Here is an 18,358-nt window from a genome sequence, read left to right as displayed (position 1 = left end):
GCTTTCTTTTATGCTCGTGCCAGTAGGGTAGGAGGGCAGGTATGCAAAAGTGGCTAGCAAGCAAGCTTGATAAGCCGTTGTCTGTTGTCAGGCAGCGCACTGAGTTGCAGCAGGTAAAAGCGCGGGAAGAGGCGGCTATTATTGCTGCCGATGATGTGTCCTATTGTAAAAACTGCCATACAAAATTGACCGGTCATTATTGCCATATCTGTGGCCAGCAGGATTCAGAGCTGAGGCGCCCAATATGGACCCTGATACGCGACATGCTTGATAGTGTTTTTTCTTCTGACAGCCGTTTGCTTAAAACGATTGTTTTGCTAGTTTTGGCGCCGGGTGGCTTAACATATGCTTATATGAAGGGTATGCGGGCGCGTTTTTCGCCGCCGCTCAGGCTTTATGTGATTGTATCTGTTATATTTTTCCTAATTATTTCTGCTGCAAATATAGCTATTTTGGATGTGAAGGTTATACCTAATGACACGACCGTGCCTGAAGGCAGTGCACATGAAGAAAAAGGCTATAGCGATTTCCCTATTAGCCTGTCTGTGCCGTACACCATAAGCGTAGGCATGTTTGTGCCCATATCAGAGGAGAAACGCACGGGTATTTCACCAGAGCATATGGCACAGTTACATCAGGAGTTGGTTGAAGGGTTGCCAGATTTAGCGGGGGTAGTGGGCGAAGCTGCAGCGGGGTTTGCCCGGGCGCTTGAAGACCCGGAGAAATTTAATCAGCTTTTTAATAAATGGCTACCGCGCGCCATGTTTGTGCTGGTGCCATTTTTTGCACTTCTGCTACGAGTGTTTCATTGGGGTAAAACAGGCTATTATATGCACCAGCTTGTGTTTTCCCTTCATTTCCATTCTTTCCTGTTCCTGTTGTTTATCGCCCTTATCGGCGTTGTCCCCTTGTGGGGAGGGGCGCTAGGGATGGACTTGTTCTGGTGGGGCAGCAGTGTTTATTTGATCATCGCGCTTAAGGTGGCAGAAGACCAAGGCATCATAAAAGCCTTCCTGAAAGCAGGCTTTATTTGGGTTATCTATTTCACTTTTATGATGCTTGTGCTTGCGCAGGTTATATTTACCGGCCTAAGGGAGCTTTAGTCCCGTTTTTTAAGGTCAAGGGAAGCTGAATTTGTGCAATAGCGCAGGCCCGTTGGTTGTGGCCCATCTGGAAAGACATGGCCCAAATGGCTGTCACATCGTGCACATAGTATTTCCGTGCGCACCATGCCGTGTGTGGTATCTGTTTTTTCCGTAATAGCGTCGTCGGATATGCCCGCCCAAAAGCTTGGCCAGCCACTACCAGATTCGTATTTTGTGATACTATCAAACAAAGGGGCCTTACAGGCGGCACAGTGGTATATGCCGTCTGTTTTTGTATCACAGTATTTACCTGTGAAGGGCGCCTCTGTGCCGCCGCAGCGGCATACTGCATATTGCTCAGGCGTTAACTCTGCACGCCAGACACTATCTGATTTTTCAATTTTTTTTGTCATTTTACCCTCACATCACACACTAGGCAGACAATATAGCTGCCGGCTGGATCATTGAGGTTGTTTAAAACATCTATGCCTTTTTTCACTTCCATTGCGGTTTGCATAACAGGGTTCTGGCTGCCTGAAAATAGGGGCTTAACAGCATCCATACCGATAGACGAGTTTAGTAAATCAGCAATGGCTTGTTCAAATTCATTAGGCCTGTCGCGGTAAAATACAACTTCATAGTCTTCAACATTTGCTGCTTTAGCGGCGGCAGCAACAGCGTCGTCAAAGCCACCTAGCTGGTCAACTAGGCCAAGCTGTAAAGCGGTTTCGCCTGACCAAACGCGGCCTTGGGCTATTCTGTCAACGGCTTCTGGTGGCATGCCGCGACCCTTGGAAACAAGATTAATAAACCGGGCATATCCGGCTTCAATATTTTGCTGGATGATATCTTTACTCATATCACTCATTGGGCGGGTAACATCAAAGGCACCTGCCAGTGCCGTTGTACCCACACCGTCGGTATGAACCCCTAGTTTATCAAGCGTGTTTTCAAAAGTTGGAACAAGGCCAAATATGCCAATAGAGCCTGTTATGGTTGATGGGTCTGCCCATATTTCGTCAGAGGTTGCTGATATCCAGTAACCACCAGAGGCGGCAACAGGCCCCATGGAAGCAATCACCTTAATGCCTTGGTCTTGTGCAGCTACCAGTTCCTGACGTATCAATTCTGATGCAAAAGCAGAGCCGCCAGGGCTATCAACACGCAGTACAATAGCGGCTGTTTCAGGGGTGTTGCGGGCTTCCCTGATATAACCTATCAGGGTTTCAGCTGCGGCAACATTAACAGGGCCTTCACCCATAACAATATTGCCTTGTGCGGTGATAACCGCGATTTTATTGGGTTTTGCAGTGTAGCGGTTGGTCGCGGCCAGATAATTCTGGAAATGAACCTGTTTGAATGAAACACCGGTTGCATCAAGGCCGTATTCATCAATAAGCGCTTTACGCCATGTTTGGCGTGGTGAAAGCTCGTCAACAAGGCCTGTGTTTAAAGCAAGGGTGCCAAAGTCACCTTCCGCAGCGCGGAGATTTTCAGCCATAGAATTAATGCTGGTATTCAGGCTGCCGGTGTTTAACCCACGCGCAGTTTCAATTGATCCTGTATATTGATCCCACAAGCTGCTGAGATATGCGAGGTTTGCTTCTTTTGCAGCATCAGACATATCATCGCGAATAAAAGGCTCCACCGCTGCTTTATAGGTGCCAACTCTGAAGACATTCACTGTTGCGCCAATTTTTTCCAGCAACCCTTTAAAATAGGTCGGGTATGAACCATAGCCTGTCATCATAATGCTGCCGTAAGGGTTCATGTAAATTTTATCAGCTTCTGCAGCTAACATATAGTCTGCCTGTGTGTAGGAAGAGGACAGTGCATATACTTTTTTACCGCTTGATTTAAAGTCGCGAATTGCGGCGGCTATCGTATGCAAGTGGCTGGGTGCAGCACCTGCAAGCGAATCTGTAATAAGCGCCATTGCTGCAATGCGTTTGTCTGCTTTTGCCCGTTTCAAGGCAGTTGTAATATCGTGTATACTGGTTTCCACAATCTGGTTGCTATACTGCGGAAACAGGGTTGCGAGAGGGTCCTGCAACTGTGTTAGCTCAACAATATTACCTTGTGGCCAAAGGATAAGAACGGAGCCGTCTTCAATTGCGGGAATGTTGGATTGCTTACTATTGGTTGCGACCATTATACCAAAAAGTCCCAGTAGTACGATAACGCCAATCGTAAAACTGCCAAGGCCTTGGACGAATTTTCCAACAAACTTGATAAGTGCCCAAATACCCTTCATCAGCTTCTACTCCTTGGCTGTATGGTAACTTTATTAAACCTCTATATAGGAAGCTATGCCTAAGTTGCAAAATATCCTTTACAAAATGTTGCTGAACATTCGCGATAAATGCAAAGATATTTCTAAAGTATAGTCATTTACTGATGTAACTCATATGGTTCCGCCCAAGCGGTGATTAACGGAAAGGTGCAGGCAGTATGGTGGTGAAAGTTGACTCTCCGCTGGTGCTATATCGCTCTAAGCGCTTTTTTTCAGCCTTTCCGTCAGTTGTAACCACTGCTTCGGGGAATATATTGCTGGCTTTTCGGCGGGCACCAGACCACCGGTGGCTGCTTGGTGATATAGCGCCTGAAGATTTCAACAGTGTTGATCATGTGCATTTTCGGTCGCATATCGCTTTCATGCGCTTTGACCCAGACATAAACGTTTTGCTGCAGCCTCAAATATTGCCGGTGCATGCTGAAGCCGGCGACCAGGATGGTAACCTGTTTCGAACACGGGCTGGGCGACTTTTTCAATATAGTTTTCGCTGGTATCCTATAACCATTGAGGTACGTGACAAGCTTGAAGAACGTGGTGTTTCGGTAACCAGCTCAGAGCATATGGGCGCGGGCTATATTTTCCACAGTAGTTATATTCGCTATAGTGATGATGAGGGGTGCACATGGTCTGCCCCCTTTGAGGTACCTGCTGATCCAAAGGTGAAATCTTTTGAGTGGCCAGAAATTACCGGTACTGGCGCTTTTAAAGGGCGCATGATTGAATGTGATAATGGCGATTTGTTGCTGGCTGGATATTTCTGGTCCATCGAAGGTGAAAAGGAAGCTGTTACGCGTTTTTTCCGTTCATGTGATCAAGGCGAAAGCTGGCACTATCAGGAAGGCTATGTTTCAGCAGGGAATGTGGGGTTGCAAGAACCAACACTGGCACGCTGGCCTGAGGGTAAAATTACGGCTTTTCACCGTACAAAAAATAACGACGACAAATTGATAATTTCCCAATCTGATGATGGAGGTTATAGCTTCGGTACACCAGAGACTGTTGACATTATAGGGCATCCGTATGATGGGCTTGTGTTACAAGATGGGCGTTTATTGCTGGTGTATGGATACAGGCACAACCCAATGGGGGTGCGTGCGCGGATTGTGGAGCAGGGGCAGGATATCGCGAGCGCACCGGAAATTATTATTAGGGATGATAGCCCGAGCCGCGATACGGGCTATCCGTCTGCAACCCTCCTGAAAGATGGGCGTGTTTTGATTGCATACTATATTGCGGATGATAAAGGTATTCGCGGCATTGAAGCCTCCGTTCTGGAATTGTGCTAAAGGATTACGAATGACAACTGAGATTGGAAAAGACCTAACCAAACATGGCTATAGGGTTTGGGGTGATAGTGACCCCTTCGAGGATATGATTGGGCCTTTTTATTTGAAGGAAAATGGTGACGGCACATGCAAGGCGGCATTTTGGGCTGAAAAACGCCACTGTAATGGTTCTGGTCCCTTACACGGCGGCTTGCTCATGAGCTTTGCTGATTATGCCCTGTTTGCTATTGCCCGCGATCAGCTTGAAGGGCGCTGTGTAACGGTTGGGTTTAACTCGGAATTTGTGTCTGCCGGCATGGAAGGGGACCTGATTGAGGCAAAGGGCGATATTGTGCGCGCAACACGTTCGTTACTGTTTGTGCGAGGGGAAGTGTTTACCGGGGATCGTATTATTATGACTTTCAGTGGTATTTTAAAACGCATTAAAGCCTAGCAAATGCTTTGCCTTTTTTGATGTTCTCTAATTTTTATGCTTTAGCTAAGATACACCTGTGCATGAAATGCTTGCCAATACTGCAATGCGGGGTTGGAGATATGCATTTTTTTAGATAGACTAAGCCCTAATGCTGCGGCACAGATGAAATATGAGTATTTTCACTTTCAGGATCATTGATTTTTGGGGAAATTAAAATGAAACCGGCCATTCTTCCTGTTACCCTGTTTGGAAGCCTGTTACTAGTTCCTACGCTTATAAGCGACAATGACAGTGCAAGAGAATTACCTGCGGAAAACTATATCTTTGAACCGCAGGCCGCGAACCTTAATATATGCGGTAAGGCGGGGGCTGAACGTGGTACCTTTTTTAAACCTGAGCTTATGCACCTTCTATCTAGTGCTGCGCATGCTGCCGCGCCAGTAAATAATCCGGTTTCACTTATGCCAGGGCTTGATGGGCGGGAGTTTAGTATTTCCAGTGTTAACCCTAAAGCACAAGCTTTTTTCACACAGGGCTTTGCCCTTATGTATGGGTTCAATCACTGGGAAGCGATCCGTGCTTTTAAAAAGGCTCAGGAATTAGACCCTGAATGTGCAATTTGCTATTGGGGTGAAGCGATGGCGCTTGGCCCCAATATCAATGATCCGGCGATGGGACCTGAGGCTGTTGAACAAGCGCTTACCGCCCTTGATACAGCGCTCGCATATAAAGACGATGCTTCGCTGACGGAAGCTGCCCTGATTGATGCGCTGGTGATGCGGTACAGCGATGATGAAACCTTGCCCCGTGCCGAGCTGGATAAGCGTTTCGCTGGTGCGATGGCCGAGGTTGCTGCAGCCTTTCCTGAAGATGAAGACATTGCTGTTCTGTACGCAGAAGCCCTCATGGACACAACGCCGTGGGATTACTGGGAACGTGATTTCACAACACCCAAGCCGGCTATAAAACGCGCCATAACCCAAATAGAAAAAACCTTGGCAAGTAACCCTGATCACTACGGGGCTATTCATCTGCTGATCCATTTATATGAAGCAAGTACAAAGGTGAAGCAGGCTGAGCCATACGCAGACAAACTCGCGGGCCTTGCGCCCGGTTCCGGGCACCTTGTGCATATGCCAGGGCATATATATTTTCGTGTTGGCCGGTATGTGGATAGCTTAAACCTTAACGTGAAGGCTGTGGCGGTTGATGAGAATTACCTAAATCAAACAACAGGTTCTGCCATCTACCGCTATGGGTATTACCCACACAATGTGCATTTTGTACTGGTGTCGGCGCAGATGGCGGGAGATGCAAAAACATCACTGGAGTATGCTGGTAAAATTGACAAGCTTATTCCTTTGGCCATTTTGAAAGAGGCGGAATGGATTGCCCCCATTAAGGCTGCTTCCTATTTTGCATATTCGCAGTTTGCATCACTGGATACGGTTATGGGGTTAGAGCAGCCCCCGCTTAGCCAGCCTTACTTAAAGGCCATGTGGCATTATGCGCGTGGTGCCGTGCTGGCTGAAGCAGGCGATGACCGCGCTCTTGAAGAGGCAGAGCAGATCAAAATCCTTATGGGGGCCGAGAAGGTGAAAACGTCTGGTATTCCGGCTGCCACTATTCTTGAGCTTGCGGGGAAAACCATATGGGCGAAATACCATATGGCCAAGGGTGAAAACGACAAGGCTATTTCTTTGTGGCAGGATGCAATTGTTCTGCAAGACAGTATGCCCTATATGGAACCACCTTTCTGGTATTATGCTGTTGAGCAAAGCCTTGGGGCTGCGCTCTTTAAAGCGGGTAGGTTCGTGGAAGCAGAGCGTGCTTTTGAAGCAAGCCTTATTCGCCACCCCAATAGCGCATGGTCACTTTACGGGTTGATGAGAACACAGACAAAACTTGGTAACACTGAAGCTGCTGCACAAACCAAGCTGCTTCTTGATAAAGCCAGCGTACAAAAAGCGCCACTGCCGATGATGAAACTGTAAGCGAATTCTTCTAAACTCATGAGCAGTTTAAGCCGCCTATTCTAGGTGGCTTAAACGCGGCTTCGAAGTAGCTTCCTAAAAATCTATAAAAAAGAATCTTTTTTACCCCTTGAACCCCCTCCGTATAGAGATTACATAGGCCATGCATTAGCACTCATGCATGGTGAGTGCTAATAATCATATGATTAGGTTTATCAATTAGGAGACAAACCATGGCTCTTCGTCCGCTCCATGACCGTGTATTGGTCAAGCGCATTGAAAGTGAAGCAAAAACTGCTGGCGGCATCATTCTGCCAGATAATGCACAAGAAAAACCATCAGAAGGTAATGTAATTGCTGTTGGCACTGGCAACAAAGCTGAAGACGGCACTGTTACACCTCTTGACGTTAAAGCGGGTGACAAAGTTCTGTTCGGCAAATGGTCTGGCACAGAAGTTAAAGTTGACGGCGTTGATCTGCTGATCATGAAAGAATCTGACATTATGGGTATTATCGAGTAACCACTCGAACCCAATTTTAGTCCTATAGTTTAACATTTAATTCAGGAGGCCCAAGATGGCTGCCAAAGAAATTAAACTCAGAGAAGATGCGCGCGCGAAAATCGTTGCTGGCGTTGACAAACTCGCAAATGCCGTAAAAGTTACACTCGGCCCTAAAGGTCGTAACGTTGTACTTGATAAATCATTCGGCGCACCACGCATTACAAAAGACGGTGTATCTGTAGCCAAAGAAATCGAGCTGAAAGACAAGTTCGAAAACATGGGCGCACAGATGGTGAAAGAAGTAGCGAGCCGCACCAATGATGTAGCGGGTGATGGTACAACAACTGCAACAGTTCTCGCACAGTCTATCGTACGCGAAGGCATGAAATCTGTTGCGGCTGGCATGAACCCAATGGACCTGAAGCGCGGTATTGATATCGCAACAGCTAAAGTTGTTGAAAGCCTCAAATCACGCTCTAAAGACATCACAACAACTGCTGAAATCGAGCAAGTTGGTACGATTTCTGCGAACGGCGAAGTGCAGGTTGGTAAAGATATTGCCGCTGCAATGGAAAAAGTTGGCAAAGAAGGCGTTATCACTGTTGAGGAAGCTAAAGGCCTCGAGAGTGAGCTTGAAGTTGTTGAAGGTATGCAGTTTGACCGTGGTTACCTGTCACCTTACTTCATCACAAATGCTGAGAAGATGACTGTGGACCTTGAAAACCCACTTATTCTTCTGCATGAGAAAAAACTTTCTAACCTTCAGCCAATGTTGCCGCTTCTTGAAGCCGTTGTGCAGTCTGCACGCCCGCTTCTGATTATTGCGGAAGACATCGAAGGTGAAGCGCTTGCAACACTTGTTGTGAACAAACTGCGCGGCGGCCTTAAAATTGCTGCGGTTAAAGCACCAGGTTTTGGTGATCGCCGTAAAGCAATGCTTGAAGATATCGCTATCCTTACTGGTGGTCAGGTTGTATCAGAAGATCTTGGTATCAAGCTTGAAAACGTTGGTCTTGAGATGCTCGGCACTGCAAAGCGTGTGAACATCACTAAAGAAGACACAACAATCGTTGACGGCGCTGGCGCTGATGACGACATCAAAGCACGCTGCGAGCAAATCAAAGCACAAGTAGAAGCAACAACTTCTGATTACGACAAAGAAAAGCTGCAAGAGCGTCTTGCAAAACTTTCTGGCGGCGTTGCAATCATTAAAGTTGGTGGTGCTACTGAAACTGAAGTGAAAGAACGCAAAGACCGCGTTGACGATGCACTTCATGCCACCCGCGCTGCGGTTGAAGAAGGCGTTGTTGCAGGCGGTGGTACAGCATTGTTGTTTGCTGTTAAAGCCCTTGCTGGTGTTGAAGGCGCAAACGACGACCAAACTAAAGGTATCGACATTATCCGCCGTGCTCTGCAAGCGCCTGTGCGCCAAATTGCAGAAAACGCTGGTGTTGATGGTGCTGTTGTTGCGGGTAAACTTCTTGAGCAAGACGATCCAAGCTTTGGTTTTGATGCCCAGAACGAAGTTTACTGTGATCTGGTTGCAGCTGGTATTATCGATCCGACTAAAGTGGTTCGTACAGCGCTTCAGGATGCGGCTTCTATCGCTGGTCTGATGATCACAACAGAAGCTATGATCACTGATGCTCCAGAAGACAAGTCTGCTGGTGGTGCTGGTGGCGGTATGCCTGATATGGGCGGCATGGGCGGCATGGGCGGTATGGGCTTCTAAGCCAGCCGTTTCATTGCAGTTTGCCTGCTAAATAGTTTAAGGCCTTCAAGGTATATCCTTGAGGGCCTTTTTCTTTCGTAGAGGCTGCGTTGTTTTCAATCAATAGGGGGTGTAAGTGCCGCAAACCCGTGCCCAAATACCTGTGTCATGTGGGTAAGAATGGCTTTAAAGTCTGATGATTTACACGCACCTTCTGACAAGGCATCAATGCGCCCTGTTTGAGCAAGCGATAGGGTAATGGCGCCGGAAAGCAAGTGGTAAAACCAGTATAGCTCAGCATCTCGGCACTCTGGACGGACCTTTTTCAGCATGCCAATAAACCGTTGCACTACAAAGTCAAAAGGCGACGGTGCAATATCAAAGTCTTCAGTGAATGCAGTGCTGTTGATTTTGGCAATGAGTGCACCGTAGTTCAGGGTGCCTGCATCGCCTGCCATCATGATGCTAAAGGTTGGTGTTAAATAGGCTTCAATCACACCCTCTGCAGTCATAGAGCCTTCATGTGCTTTTTCATATTCCTGTAACGCTTTGAGCCGGGTTTCATTAATGTTGCTAGCTCTACGGCTGATTACGGCATTGAAAAGGCTAGTTTTTGATCCAAAATAATAATGCAGTAGGGACGTATCGACGCCAGAGTTGGTTGCAATTTCACGAACTGTAACGCCGTGATAGCCTCTGCGACTAAAAAGCTCTTCTGCAGCATCGAGTATTCGTTCACACGATTCTTCTCTGCGTCCGGCTTGTGTGCGCTGTTTTCTGGTAGCTTGTTCGGCGACTGTGTTGCTTTTGGTCATACTACTGCTTTTCTGGCTTACATGGAGGTACCCTTATAAACATGCGTGGCTCAGGTATTGTTGGCAAGTGCTTTTAAAAAATATTTATTGGACAACCAATAAATAAGTTGACTCTATTATGTTTATGCGCAATCTGCGATAAGGGAACGATACAACTGGGGAATTAAAAAATGTTAAAGCATACGAAACGATACTCAAGGGCAACCGCTATTTCACTTGCTGCCATAATGTGTGTAATGGAAGGCGCTGTGCCTGCCGTTTTCGCCGCGGATGACAATGAAGTCATGGTGGCTGATCAGCGTTTTTTTGATGAAATTGTAGTAACAGCACGTCGCCGCGAGGAAACACTGGTAGATGTACCAATCGCTTTATCTGTTCAAAGCGGTGAACAACTTGATTTGAGCGGTGCTACTGACATCACTGCATTGCAGCGCATGACACCCAACTTAACGTTGCAGGTTGCGCGCGGAACAAACTCAACCCTAACAACCTTTATTCGTGGTATTGGCCAGCAGGACCCTCTTTGGGGTTTTGAGCCGGGTGTAGGTCTCTATGTTGATGATGTTTACATTGCACGACCACAAGGCGCCATTCTCGATATTTTTGATATTGAGCGTATTGAGGTCCTAAGGGGGCCACAAGGCACACTTTATGGGCGTAACACTATTGGCGGCGCGGTTAAATATGTAACAGCACGTTTGAGTGAAGACCCATCTATGAAAGTGCGCGCGAACGTAGGTACCTTTGGGCAGCACGATCTGATCGCCTCTGGGTCTGTTCCGCTTGGTGATATTATCAAGGTTGGTGCGGCTGTAGGCATTTATAACCGGGATGGGTACGGGACGAACTTTTATACGGGTTCTGAAACAAATAATAAAAAATCGTGGTCTGGCCGCTTAACACTAGAAGCAACACCTTCTACTGATTTGTTTTTCCGCATTTCAGCCGACCGTACAGAAGACGATTCTCAGGCAAATCATGGTCACCGTGAACTGCCTATTCCTGCGGCATTTGGCGGCGCACCTTTTACGGGCGCACCGTTTAATATTGATATTCCAGCAGAGGCTTTCCCTGTTCAGGAAGGTGTCTATGATACATGGTCTGGCGTTGGCGATAACAACGAGGTTATTACCCAAGGTATTTCAATGCTGGCGGAATGGACTGTAAGTGATGCGCTGACCCTTAAGTCTGTTACGGCTTACAGGGAAGGTGTTACCCACGGTGATGGGATCGATTTTGATGGTACACCTGAGCCTTTATTTGATGTTGTTGCACCACCAAGCGTGTATGACGATCACCAATTTTCCCAAGAAGTACAAGCGCTTCTGAGTTATGAAAATTGGCGTGGTGTTATTGGTGCTTACTATATGAAAGCAATGGCACAAGGGGCGTATGACACTATTCTTGGTATTGCAGCTTCTGCCTTACCGGGTGCACCTACGCCTAGCCTTACACAGGGCACAAGTGGTAGTGTCGATACAAAATCTTATGCTTTGTTTGCTGATGTTGATGTCGATATATCAGAGCGGATTAATATCTCGCTTGGTGGTCGCTGGACACGTGAAGAAAAAGAAGGGATTGTTTTTAAGGCAAATTACCTTGGTCAAGGTAGCCCGGTTACAGGCCGTGACGGTATCCTTCTTCAGCAATTAACAGATTATACCAACGAACTGACATTCGAAGAATTTACGCCGCGTGTCAGTGTGTCTTATAAACTTAGCGATAATAGCAATGTTTACGCTAGCTACAGTAAAGGCTTCAAGTCTGGCGGGTTTGACATGCGCGGCGATGCGACTGCCACACCTGATACAGTGAATGGGTATGCTCCTGAAAAAGTTGATACATACGAAATTGGCTTTAAAGGTGAGTTCTTTGATCGCCGCCTGTCGGTTGCCACAGCAGTATTTCAGGCAAAATATGATGGTCAGCAGGTTACGAGCCAGCAGATAAACTCTACCGGTACAGGTGTTGTAAGTTTTGTTGATAACGTTGGTAACTCTACAATTAAAGGGATTGAGCTTGAAGCAAAAGCACAACTGACTGATGCGTTCAGTATCGATACTGCCATTGGTTATATTGATGCATCATTTGATGAATATTTTGCTTATGTGCCAAATCCTGGCGGTTCGCCTGCTTTTGTTTTAGGGAACGTGGCTGATAGCCGTGTCTTCCAAAACACCCCTGAATGGAATGGTAATGTGGGCTTCACATATCTTTTCGACTTAGGCAAAAATGGCTCTGTAAACGTGCGTGGTGCCATGTCATTCAGAAGCGGCACTTCTATGTTTGAAACGCCAATTCCGGCAGTGGATCAAGGGGCGTACCAGCTTGTTGATATGAGCATTGTCTGGACCTCTGCTTCTGATAGCTGGCGTGTTGGTATTCATGGCCGCAATTTGGCCGATGAAGAGTACCGTACAGGGGCCTATAACTTCCCGGGCCTTGCATACGGCGATGCTGTGGTTGGTTTTTATGGCCCGCCGCGTACTGTTACTGCATCGGTTGAATACCGCTTTTAAAACTGAATGCCGGTGCTTTTTTGCACCGGCTTTTCACAAGGGATTGTTTTGTGAGTAGTAACTTTAAGATTATAAGCTGGCAATCCAGCGATGGCTTAGCGTTAAAAGGCCGCGATTACCCTGCAAACACCCATATCCCCGGTTTGTTACCTGTTGTTTGTTTACATGGTCTAACCCGTAATGTCCGTGACTTTGACGATATAGCAACATATTTGTCTGCACAGGGTAGAAGGGTAATTTCCCTCGATATGCGCGGGCGCGGCCAATCTGAGTATGATACGAATAAGAGAAATTACCGCCCAGATGTTTATGCACGGGATGTAGATGGCTTTTTAGAATCCTTAGGTATAGAGCGTGCACATTTTATTGGTACGTCACTAGGCGGTTTAATTATAGTGACGCTTGCAGGCTATAACCTCAGCCGTATAGCAGGCGCTGTTCTTAATGATATTGGCCCAAGTGTGGACCCAGCGGGTATTGCCCGTATTGCATCATACGCGGGGCAAGGGGCACATGTAAAAACTTGGGACGATGCAGTAGCTTACACTAAAATGATTGGTATTGCGGCTTACCCAAATTTTACGGACGTTGAATGGCAGAAAATGGCTCGTTGTACGTTTCGGGAAAATGAACACGGTCTTCCAGCCTTTGACTATGATGCTAAAGTTTTCCGGGCGATTAAACCTTTGTCTCTTAAAATGTTGTCAGCACTACTGTGGTTCAAGTTTCGTAAATTGGCCCGCAATAGGCCAACACTTTTATTGCGAGGCGGTATTTCAGATTTACTGGCTGATAAAACAGTTACACGCCTCAAGAAGCAGGTGCCAACCCTGTTATCTGTCGAGGTGCCAAATGTAGGCCATGCGCCGTGGCTGACTGAGCCTGTTGCCACCGAAGCTGTTGACGGGTTTTTATCACTTTCAGACAAGGGCTGGATGTAAGCTCCCCAAGTCTACCTGCTTAAAGGGTTATTTTTATAAAAGGCCCGTATATCAACCACTACAGCTTCAAGTGATGGTTGGTGAACATACATCATATGCCCGGCTGGGTAGTAAGTCATGGTTACACGCGTCATATCAATACCGTGGCGGTTAAAGGTATATTCTGCATCAAAAAAGGGTGTAGCGAAATCAAAGTAGCCTGAGGCGACCATCACTTTTAAGGAGGGGTTATAGCGCATTGCCCTAGCAAGCTGGGGCGCTGAGTTTACATAAACTGGCTCGTCGTGATTCTCGCCAGCGCCTTGCCATATCCAGTTTTTGCCCACTTCAGGGCCGTATATATAATAGGGCTCTTCGAAGTTTACGTTAAGGTCATTACGAAGATAGTGATGGATTGCAGCAGAATATGCGCCGCTCAGTGCCGCAGATCCTGCATCATAGTCTACAGTTTCTGCAGTATCGTCTATTTCATCGGTTAAATAACGGGCATCAAGCCGGCCTGTCGACAGGCCTTTATCACGCATCAGTTCCTTCACGAAGCGACCACCTAAAACTCTTAAGTTAGCGCGTTTCACGTAATCCACTTCAAGCCCTAGGTACTTTGCAAGTTTGGTGGCAACTGCATCGAACGTTGCTGTATCAATACCCGATCCCATAAAGAGAGCAGGCAGATATTCTTTTGTCGCAAAAGCGCGGACTTCTTCGAGATAAGATTCGAGGTTTTCAGGCCTGTTTACAAGCTTGTTATGATACCATGCAGTTGCCGCCATTGTTGGCAGGTAGGTAACATAGGCAACAAGGTTATTATGGGCAGGTGTGCTACCTGTATAATCAAGCGCTTGGGAAATGAGAATTAAGCCGTTTACACGTATTGCCTCAGGTCCAGCTTCCAGATATGGCATCATTGCGGCGGCCCGTGTGGTGCCAAAGCTTTCCCCCATAATGAACTTTGGGGCATTCCAGCGATTGTTCTTGCGTACCCATTCGCGCACAACCTGCGCAACAGTGCTGGCATCTTCCTCCAGCCCGTAAACATTGGCGGGTTTGCCTTTTCCCGCTAGGCGGCTGTATCCTGTGCCAATGGGGTCAATCATTACAATATCGGTTAGGTCAAGGATTGAAAATTCATTCTCGACCATTTCATAAGGGGCTAGCCCGGCATCATCTGCATCACTTGGCACAACAACGCGTTTCGGGCCTACAAGGCCCATATGAAGCCATGTGGATGATGACCCGGGGCCACCATTAAAAACAAAGGTAACAGGGCGGCTCTTTGTTGGGGTTTTGGCTATATAGGCTGTTGTGAAGGCGCTTGCATAAATGTCTCCTTCCTCGTTTTTCAACAGCAGATTAGAAACCGTGGCAGTATAATCCATTTTTGTGCCACTAAATGTGCCTTTGTGCTCTGTAACAATAGAGACAGCTTCGGGTATGGGCAGGTCTTCACTTTTTTCTTCGTCAGCATAGGCTGCTGAGTAAAGCGCACTAAAAACAGCTGTAATAAGGCAGGCTTTTTTTAAGTATCTGCGCATAACCATAATAACTCCCCCGAGTGTCTTGAATAATGCCAAGTATGCTTATCTATAGGATAGGTCGAATACTGGTTTGTCAATTTAAGAGTGGCGAAGGCTTATACGTTTTATTGGTGTTTAGAGCATTAAATCAGCTATTTTTTTATAGGCTGTGGGTAGGCCTATATTGGCAAGGTCCTCAATCGGGTGCCAGAAACCATTTTCCACATTGTGCCGCGCGCGTGCTTTAGCTGTAACCAGCTGTGTTAGCAGGTGGAAATGGGTAAATGTGTGTTTTGCCATACCAGAAACGGGTTTCCAGTAATCATCAGTGGGCGTGTGTTCCAGCCATTCTGTTTTCACCGGGAAATCAGGCCGCTCAACCCATGGGGTTGAGAAAAGCCCTGGCATACCACCGAGAAGCCCCTTGGGAGGGCGGCGTTCAAGTAGTAAATGCCCATCGTGTACTAGCCAAAAACTGATGGCACGACGAGTGGGCTTTTCTTTTTTAGGTGCTTTGACGGGGTAATTTTCCATATCCCCAGTTTTATGGGCTTCACAGTGTCGGGGTAGCGGGCACAACATGCAGCTTGGCTTTTTGGGGCTGCAATGGCTTGCGCCCAAGTCCATCATCGCTTGGGCAAAGTCCCCGGGGCGAGTGTTGGGGGTAAGGCCCTCAACAACTTCTCTAATTGGTTTTTTCGCAGTAGGCAGCGGGGTGCTGATACGGTAACAGCGCGCTATAATACGTTCTATGTTACCGTCTACAACCGCCGCGTGTCGGTTAAAGGCAATCGCTATAATAGCAGCTGCTGTGTAATCACCTATACCCGGCAGGGACCTGAGCGCAGCTTCTGTTTCGGGAAATGTGCCGTTATGGTCGTTGACGATGACACCAGCACATTTATGCAGGTTTCTGGCGCGTGCATAATAACCAAGTCCTGCCCATTCTTTTAAAACGCTATCGAGCGGAGCTGCGGCAAGGTTTTCAACGGAAGGCCATAACCGCAAGAATTTCTCAAAATAGGCTTTTACGGTTGCAACAGTCGTTTGTTGCAACATAATTTCAGAAAGCCAAACATGGTAAGGGTCTGCTGTAACGCCAGATTTTGCACGCCAAGGCAGGGTACGTTGATGCCTGTCGTACCAGTCAAGCAGGTCTTTTGAAAAATCTTTGTTCACAAGGGGTTGATCCTGAAGGTTTAGGCTTGTGCCTGCATTTCTTTACTGTAGGTTTCTGACATGGGAAACCATAGCGAAGCCGCATTGAAGGGCAAGCCAAATGGCTGTTGAAAGTGAAAAAAAAGCAAAAACAAAAAAACAGGTGCCACGTCTGAACAAGACAACGGCAGCTTCAAAAGTTGCTTTGGCCTTTATTTCACCTGCTATCAGAGCCAAAGGCTTTGCTCAGGCAGAGGTTGTGACGCGCTGGCCGCATATTGTTGGGGCAGAACTTGCGGCGTGCACTGTGCCGGTGCAGCTTTTATTTCCTCGTGGGCAGCGTATGGGGGCAAAGCTTGTTGTTAGGTGCGAGTCTGCATTTGCACCGCTACTGCAACACAAAAGCCACCGCGTTATTGAACAGGTTAACAGGTTTTTTGGGTATGGTGCTGTTGCTTCCCTTGAAGTGAAGCAGGGACCGTTGCATAAAGTTATTAGAAAAACTGCTCTCACAAAAAAAAGACTGTCAGCGCCAGAACAGCAAAAGCTGGACATTCTGGTGGGTGAAAAAGATTTAAGCCCTTTACAGCAGGCCTTGAAAAGCCTTGGCGAAATGGTTTTGTCGAATAAAAAAGAGTAATCATGAGGGTTGTAACGTGAAAGGTATGGGTATGAAGGCGTTTGTTAAATCTGGGCTGGGTATGTTTGGGTATATTCTTGTTTCACTTGCAGCAAGTGCTGCAGATGAAGCTGTGCCTGCTACTGAAGTTGTGCCGATTGAAATTGAAGATATCATCTACGGTGACCCAAATGCCCCGGTTGAAGTGATAGAGTATGCTTCTTTTACGTGCCCGCACTGCGCCCATTTTTCTGTAGAAATGATGCCGTATCTTAAAGAGAACTTTATCTCGACGGGTAAAGTGAAACTGGTTTTTCGGAACTTTATTCGTGACCGTTTAGATATGGCTGTTGCAACCACCGTACGCTGTACAGATAATAAGGAATTAACCAAAGAGTTGGTTGAAGCGTATTTTGCAGAGCAAAGCGATTGGGCTACTGCAGAAAATCAGGCTGCAGCTATCACGTCTATTGCCTATCTTCATGGTATTAGCCTTGCCAAAGTGAACGAATGCATGGCAGACGGCGCTATGATGCAAGGACTTGTGAAGAAAATGAAGGAAGGGCACGATACCTATGATATTTCATCGGTGCCTGCCATCATTATTAACGGTACAAAAGTCGCATTTAAAGACTATGACGACCTTAAAGAAAAAATAACTTTAGCGACAGGCGGTAACTAGCTGTTTCTAGAGTTTTAAGTAGATCAGAAGGGGAGTCATAAAAATGACTCGTCATCACAGTATTTTCGGGTTAAAACACAATATATGGTGTGTGAGGGTAATATGATACACAATAAATTTGATATAGTTCTTCGTTTCTTAGTTGGCGGGCTTCTGCTGGCGGTTGCGGCATGCGATGAAAGCGAAACCGCAAAAACAGACACAGCAGAAACCGTAAATACACCGGTTGCAGAGAGTGAGGCAAGCGCCACAGCCTCTGCTGAGCAAGCAGAAGGTATCACATGGGGCGACATTACATACGGCGCTGCAGACGCACCTGTTACGCTCATTGAATATGCGTCCCTTACATGCCCGCACTGTGCCCATTTTGCGACAGAGATTTTCCCAAAAATTGAAGAAAACTACATCGCAACAGGCAAAGTTAAGCTCATATACCGAAATTTTTTATTGAACCGTGTTGATATGGCTGCCTCTACTGTTGCGCGTTGCGGCGATGAAGAAACAGCCAAAAAACTTATGAAGGTTTTTTTTAGCCGTCAGGCGGAATGGATGCGAGAAAAGGACCCTGTTGATGGACTTGCGGCATTGGCGCGCAGAACAGTTAATATGAGCCGTACGACCTTTGATCGCTGTCTTTCCAACACTGAAATGCACAAGCATTTGGTGAAAATGACCACTGACGGCAAAGATGAGTTTGAAATTACTGGTACACCCACCATCATTGTGGATGGCACTGTACAAGAAAAGTATGAGTGGGATGATCTTGCTGCTGCAATAGAAGACGCACTTTAACGCTGAAATAGCCTGAGCGGGGGCTTAGGCTATTTTCTATAGAGGGGGA

16 protein-coding genes are annotated in these 18,358 nt (G+C 46.9%); 11 read left to right on the top strand and 5 right to left on the bottom strand.

The features are described from left to right. The first annotated feature begins 41 nt into the window (after positions 1-41). The gene (locus ICL80_RS13490) at positions 42-1,103 is read left to right on the top strand and encodes a DUF3667 domain-containing protein (RefSeq protein WP_194213099.1); all 1,062 of its coding nucleotides are present in this window, start codon (positions 42-44) and stop codon (positions 1,101-1,103) included. Here the strand turns inward: ICL80_RS13490 and msrB are convergent. Then, positions 1,100-1,498, bottom strand: a complete 399-nt coding sequence (msrB, locus tag ICL80_RS13485) for a peptide-methionine (R)-S-oxide reductase MsrB (protein ID WP_194213097.1) — start codon at positions 1,496-1,498, stop codon at positions 1,100-1,102. The two genes, ICL80_RS13490 and msrB, sit on opposite strands and share 4 nt — an antisense overlap. Then, entirely contained in the window at positions 1,495-3,339 is a 1,845-nt protein-coding gene (sppA, locus tag ICL80_RS13480; RefSeq protein ID WP_194213096.1) for a signal peptide peptidase SppA, read from the bottom strand. The genes msrB and sppA overlap by 4 nt, the downstream gene beginning before the upstream one ends. Before the next feature lie 203 nt (positions 3,340-3,542). Here sppA and ICL80_RS13475 point away from each other — a divergent pair, with 203 nt between their 5' ends. The 5 genes from ICL80_RS13475 (at position 3,543) to groL (ending at position 9,290) form a co-directional block, all read left to right on the top strand. Then, a complete protein-coding gene (locus tag ICL80_RS13475) occupies positions 3,543-4,667 on the top strand; it encodes a sialidase family protein (RefSeq protein ID WP_194213093.1) in 1,125 nt (374 codons plus the stop codon). A gap of 10 nt (positions 4,668-4,677) precedes the next feature. Beyond that, on the top strand, positions 4,678-5,100 hold the full coding sequence (locus ICL80_RS13470; RefSeq protein ID WP_194213091.1) for a PaaI family thioesterase: 423 nt from the start codon (positions 4,678-4,680) through the stop codon (positions 5,098-5,100). A gap of 197 nt (positions 5,101-5,297) precedes the next feature. Then, positions 5,298-7,076, top strand: a complete 1,779-nt coding sequence (locus ICL80_RS13465; protein WP_194213089.1) for a tetratricopeptide repeat protein — start codon at positions 5,298-5,300, stop codon at positions 7,074-7,076. Positions 7,077-7,288: 212 nt separating this feature from the next. Then, complete coding sequence (gene groES / locus ICL80_RS13460) at positions 7,289-7,576, top strand: co-chaperone GroES (RefSeq protein ID WP_194213088.1); 288 nt, start codon at positions 7,289-7,291, stop codon at positions 7,574-7,576. Between the two features lie 55 nt (positions 7,577-7,631). After that, positions 7,632-9,290: a chaperonin GroEL gene (groL, locus tag ICL80_RS13455; RefSeq protein ID WP_194213086.1), complete on the top strand. Its 1,659-nt coding sequence runs from the start codon at positions 7,632-7,634 to the stop codon at positions 9,288-9,290. A gap of 95 nt (positions 9,291-9,385) precedes the next feature. Here the strand turns inward: groL and ICL80_RS13450 are convergent, their stop codons facing one another. Beyond that, entirely contained in the window at positions 9,386-10,084 is a 699-nt protein-coding gene (locus tag ICL80_RS13450) for a TetR/AcrR family transcriptional regulator (RefSeq protein ID WP_194213084.1), read from the bottom strand. A 170-nt stretch (positions 10,085-10,254) separates the two neighbouring features. Between ICL80_RS13450 and ICL80_RS13445 the strand changes: the two genes are divergently transcribed. Both ICL80_RS13445 and ICL80_RS13440 read left to right on the top strand, forming a co-directional pair. Continuing rightward, on the top strand, positions 10,255-12,603 hold the full coding sequence (locus ICL80_RS13445; RefSeq protein ID WP_228073542.1) for a TonB-dependent receptor: 2,349 nt from the start codon (positions 10,255-10,257) through the stop codon (positions 12,601-12,603). Positions 12,604-12,653: 50 nt separating this feature from the next. Beyond that, positions 12,654-13,544: an alpha/beta fold hydrolase gene (locus tag ICL80_RS13440; RefSeq protein ID WP_194213082.1), complete on the top strand. Its 891-nt coding sequence runs from the start codon at positions 12,654-12,656 to the stop codon at positions 13,542-13,544. Positions 13,545-13,555: 11 nt separating this feature from the next. Here the strand turns inward: ICL80_RS13440 and ICL80_RS13435 are convergent, their stop codons facing one another. Both ICL80_RS13435 and mutY read right to left on the bottom strand, forming a co-directional pair. Continuing rightward, positions 13,556-15,082: a S10 family peptidase gene (locus ICL80_RS13435; protein WP_194213080.1), complete on the bottom strand. Its 1,527-nt coding sequence runs from the start codon at positions 15,080-15,082 to the stop codon at positions 13,556-13,558. Positions 15,083-15,193: 111 nt separating this feature from the next. After that, entirely contained in the window at positions 15,194-16,237 is a 1,044-nt protein-coding gene (mutY, locus tag ICL80_RS13430; protein ID WP_194213078.1) for an A/G-specific adenine glycosylase, read from the bottom strand. A gap of 100 nt (positions 16,238-16,337) precedes the next feature. Between mutY and ICL80_RS13425 the strand changes: the two genes are divergently transcribed. The 3 genes from ICL80_RS13425 (at position 16,338) to ICL80_RS13415 (ending at position 18,309) form a co-directional block, all read left to right on the top strand. Continuing rightward, positions 16,338-16,856 (top strand): DUF721 domain-containing protein, encoded by a 519-nt coding sequence (locus tag ICL80_RS13425; protein WP_194213076.1) that lies wholly within the window; start codon positions 16,338-16,340, stop codon positions 16,854-16,856. A gap of 31 nt (positions 16,857-16,887) precedes the next feature. Beyond that, on the top strand, positions 16,888-17,517 hold the full coding sequence (locus ICL80_RS13420; protein ID WP_194213074.1) for a thioredoxin domain-containing protein: 630 nt from the start codon (positions 16,888-16,890) through the stop codon (positions 17,515-17,517). 102 nt (positions 17,518-17,619) lie between these two features. Then, positions 17,620-18,309 (top strand): thioredoxin domain-containing protein, encoded by a 690-nt coding sequence (locus tag ICL80_RS13415; RefSeq protein WP_194213072.1) that lies wholly within the window; start codon positions 17,620-17,622, stop codon positions 18,307-18,309. Positions 18,310-18,358: the final 49 nt, after the last annotated feature.

This window comes from Kordiimonas pumila, assembly GCF_015240255.1.
Taxonomy (GTDB): domain Bacteria; phylum Pseudomonadota; class Alphaproteobacteria; order Sphingomonadales; family Kordiimonadaceae; genus Kordiimonas; species Kordiimonas pumila.
The sequence above is the reverse complement of the archived record's forward strand: the minus strand, read 5'-3'. Positions and strand labels throughout refer to the sequence as shown.

Excerpts from the sequence above, each read along its gene's own strand:
- ICL80_RS13425 (WP_194213076.1), top strand. The coding sequence starts at position 16,338 with ATGGCTGTTGAAAGTGAAAAAAAAGCAAAAACAAAAAAACAGGTGCCA.
- ICL80_RS13420 (WP_194213074.1), top strand. The coding sequence starts at position 16,888 with ATGAAGGCGTTTGTTAAATCTGGGCTGGGTATGTTTGGGTATATTCTT.
- ICL80_RS13435 (WP_194213080.1), bottom strand. The coding sequence starts at position 15,082 with ATGGTTATGCGCAGATACTTAAAAAAAGCCTGCCTTATTACAGCTGTT.
- ICL80_RS13490 (WP_194213099.1), top strand. The coding sequence starts at position 42 with ATGCAAAAGTGGCTAGCAAGCAAGCTTGATAAGCCGTTGTCTGTTGTC.
- msrB (WP_194213097.1), bottom strand. The coding sequence starts at position 1,498 with ATGACAAAAAAAATTGAAAAATCAGATAGTGTCTGGCGTGCAGAGTTA.
- groL (WP_194213086.1), top strand. The coding sequence starts at position 7,632 with ATGGCTGCCAAAGAAATTAAACTCAGAGAAGATGCGCGCGCGAAAATC.
- sppA (WP_194213096.1), bottom strand. The coding sequence starts at position 3,339 with ATGAAGGGTATTTGGGCACTTATCAAGTTTGTTGGAAAATTCGTCCAA.
- ICL80_RS13415 (WP_194213072.1), top strand. The coding sequence starts at position 17,620 with ATGATACACAATAAATTTGATATAGTTCTTCGTTTCTTAGTTGGCGGG.
- ICL80_RS13450 (WP_194213084.1), bottom strand. The coding sequence starts at position 10,084 with ATGACCAAAAGCAACACAGTCGCCGAACAAGCTACCAGAAAACAGCGC.
- ICL80_RS13445 (WP_228073542.1), top strand. The coding sequence starts at position 10,255 with ATGTTAAAGCATACGAAACGATACTCAAGGGCAACCGCTATTTCACTT.
- ICL80_RS13470 (WP_194213091.1), top strand. The coding sequence starts at position 4,678 with ATGACAACTGAGATTGGAAAAGACCTAACCAAACATGGCTATAGGGTT.
- ICL80_RS13465 (WP_194213089.1), top strand. The coding sequence starts at position 5,298 with ATGAAACCGGCCATTCTTCCTGTTACCCTGTTTGGAAGCCTGTTACTA.
- groES (WP_194213088.1), top strand. The coding sequence starts at position 7,289 with ATGGCTCTTCGTCCGCTCCATGACCGTGTATTGGTCAAGCGCATTGAA.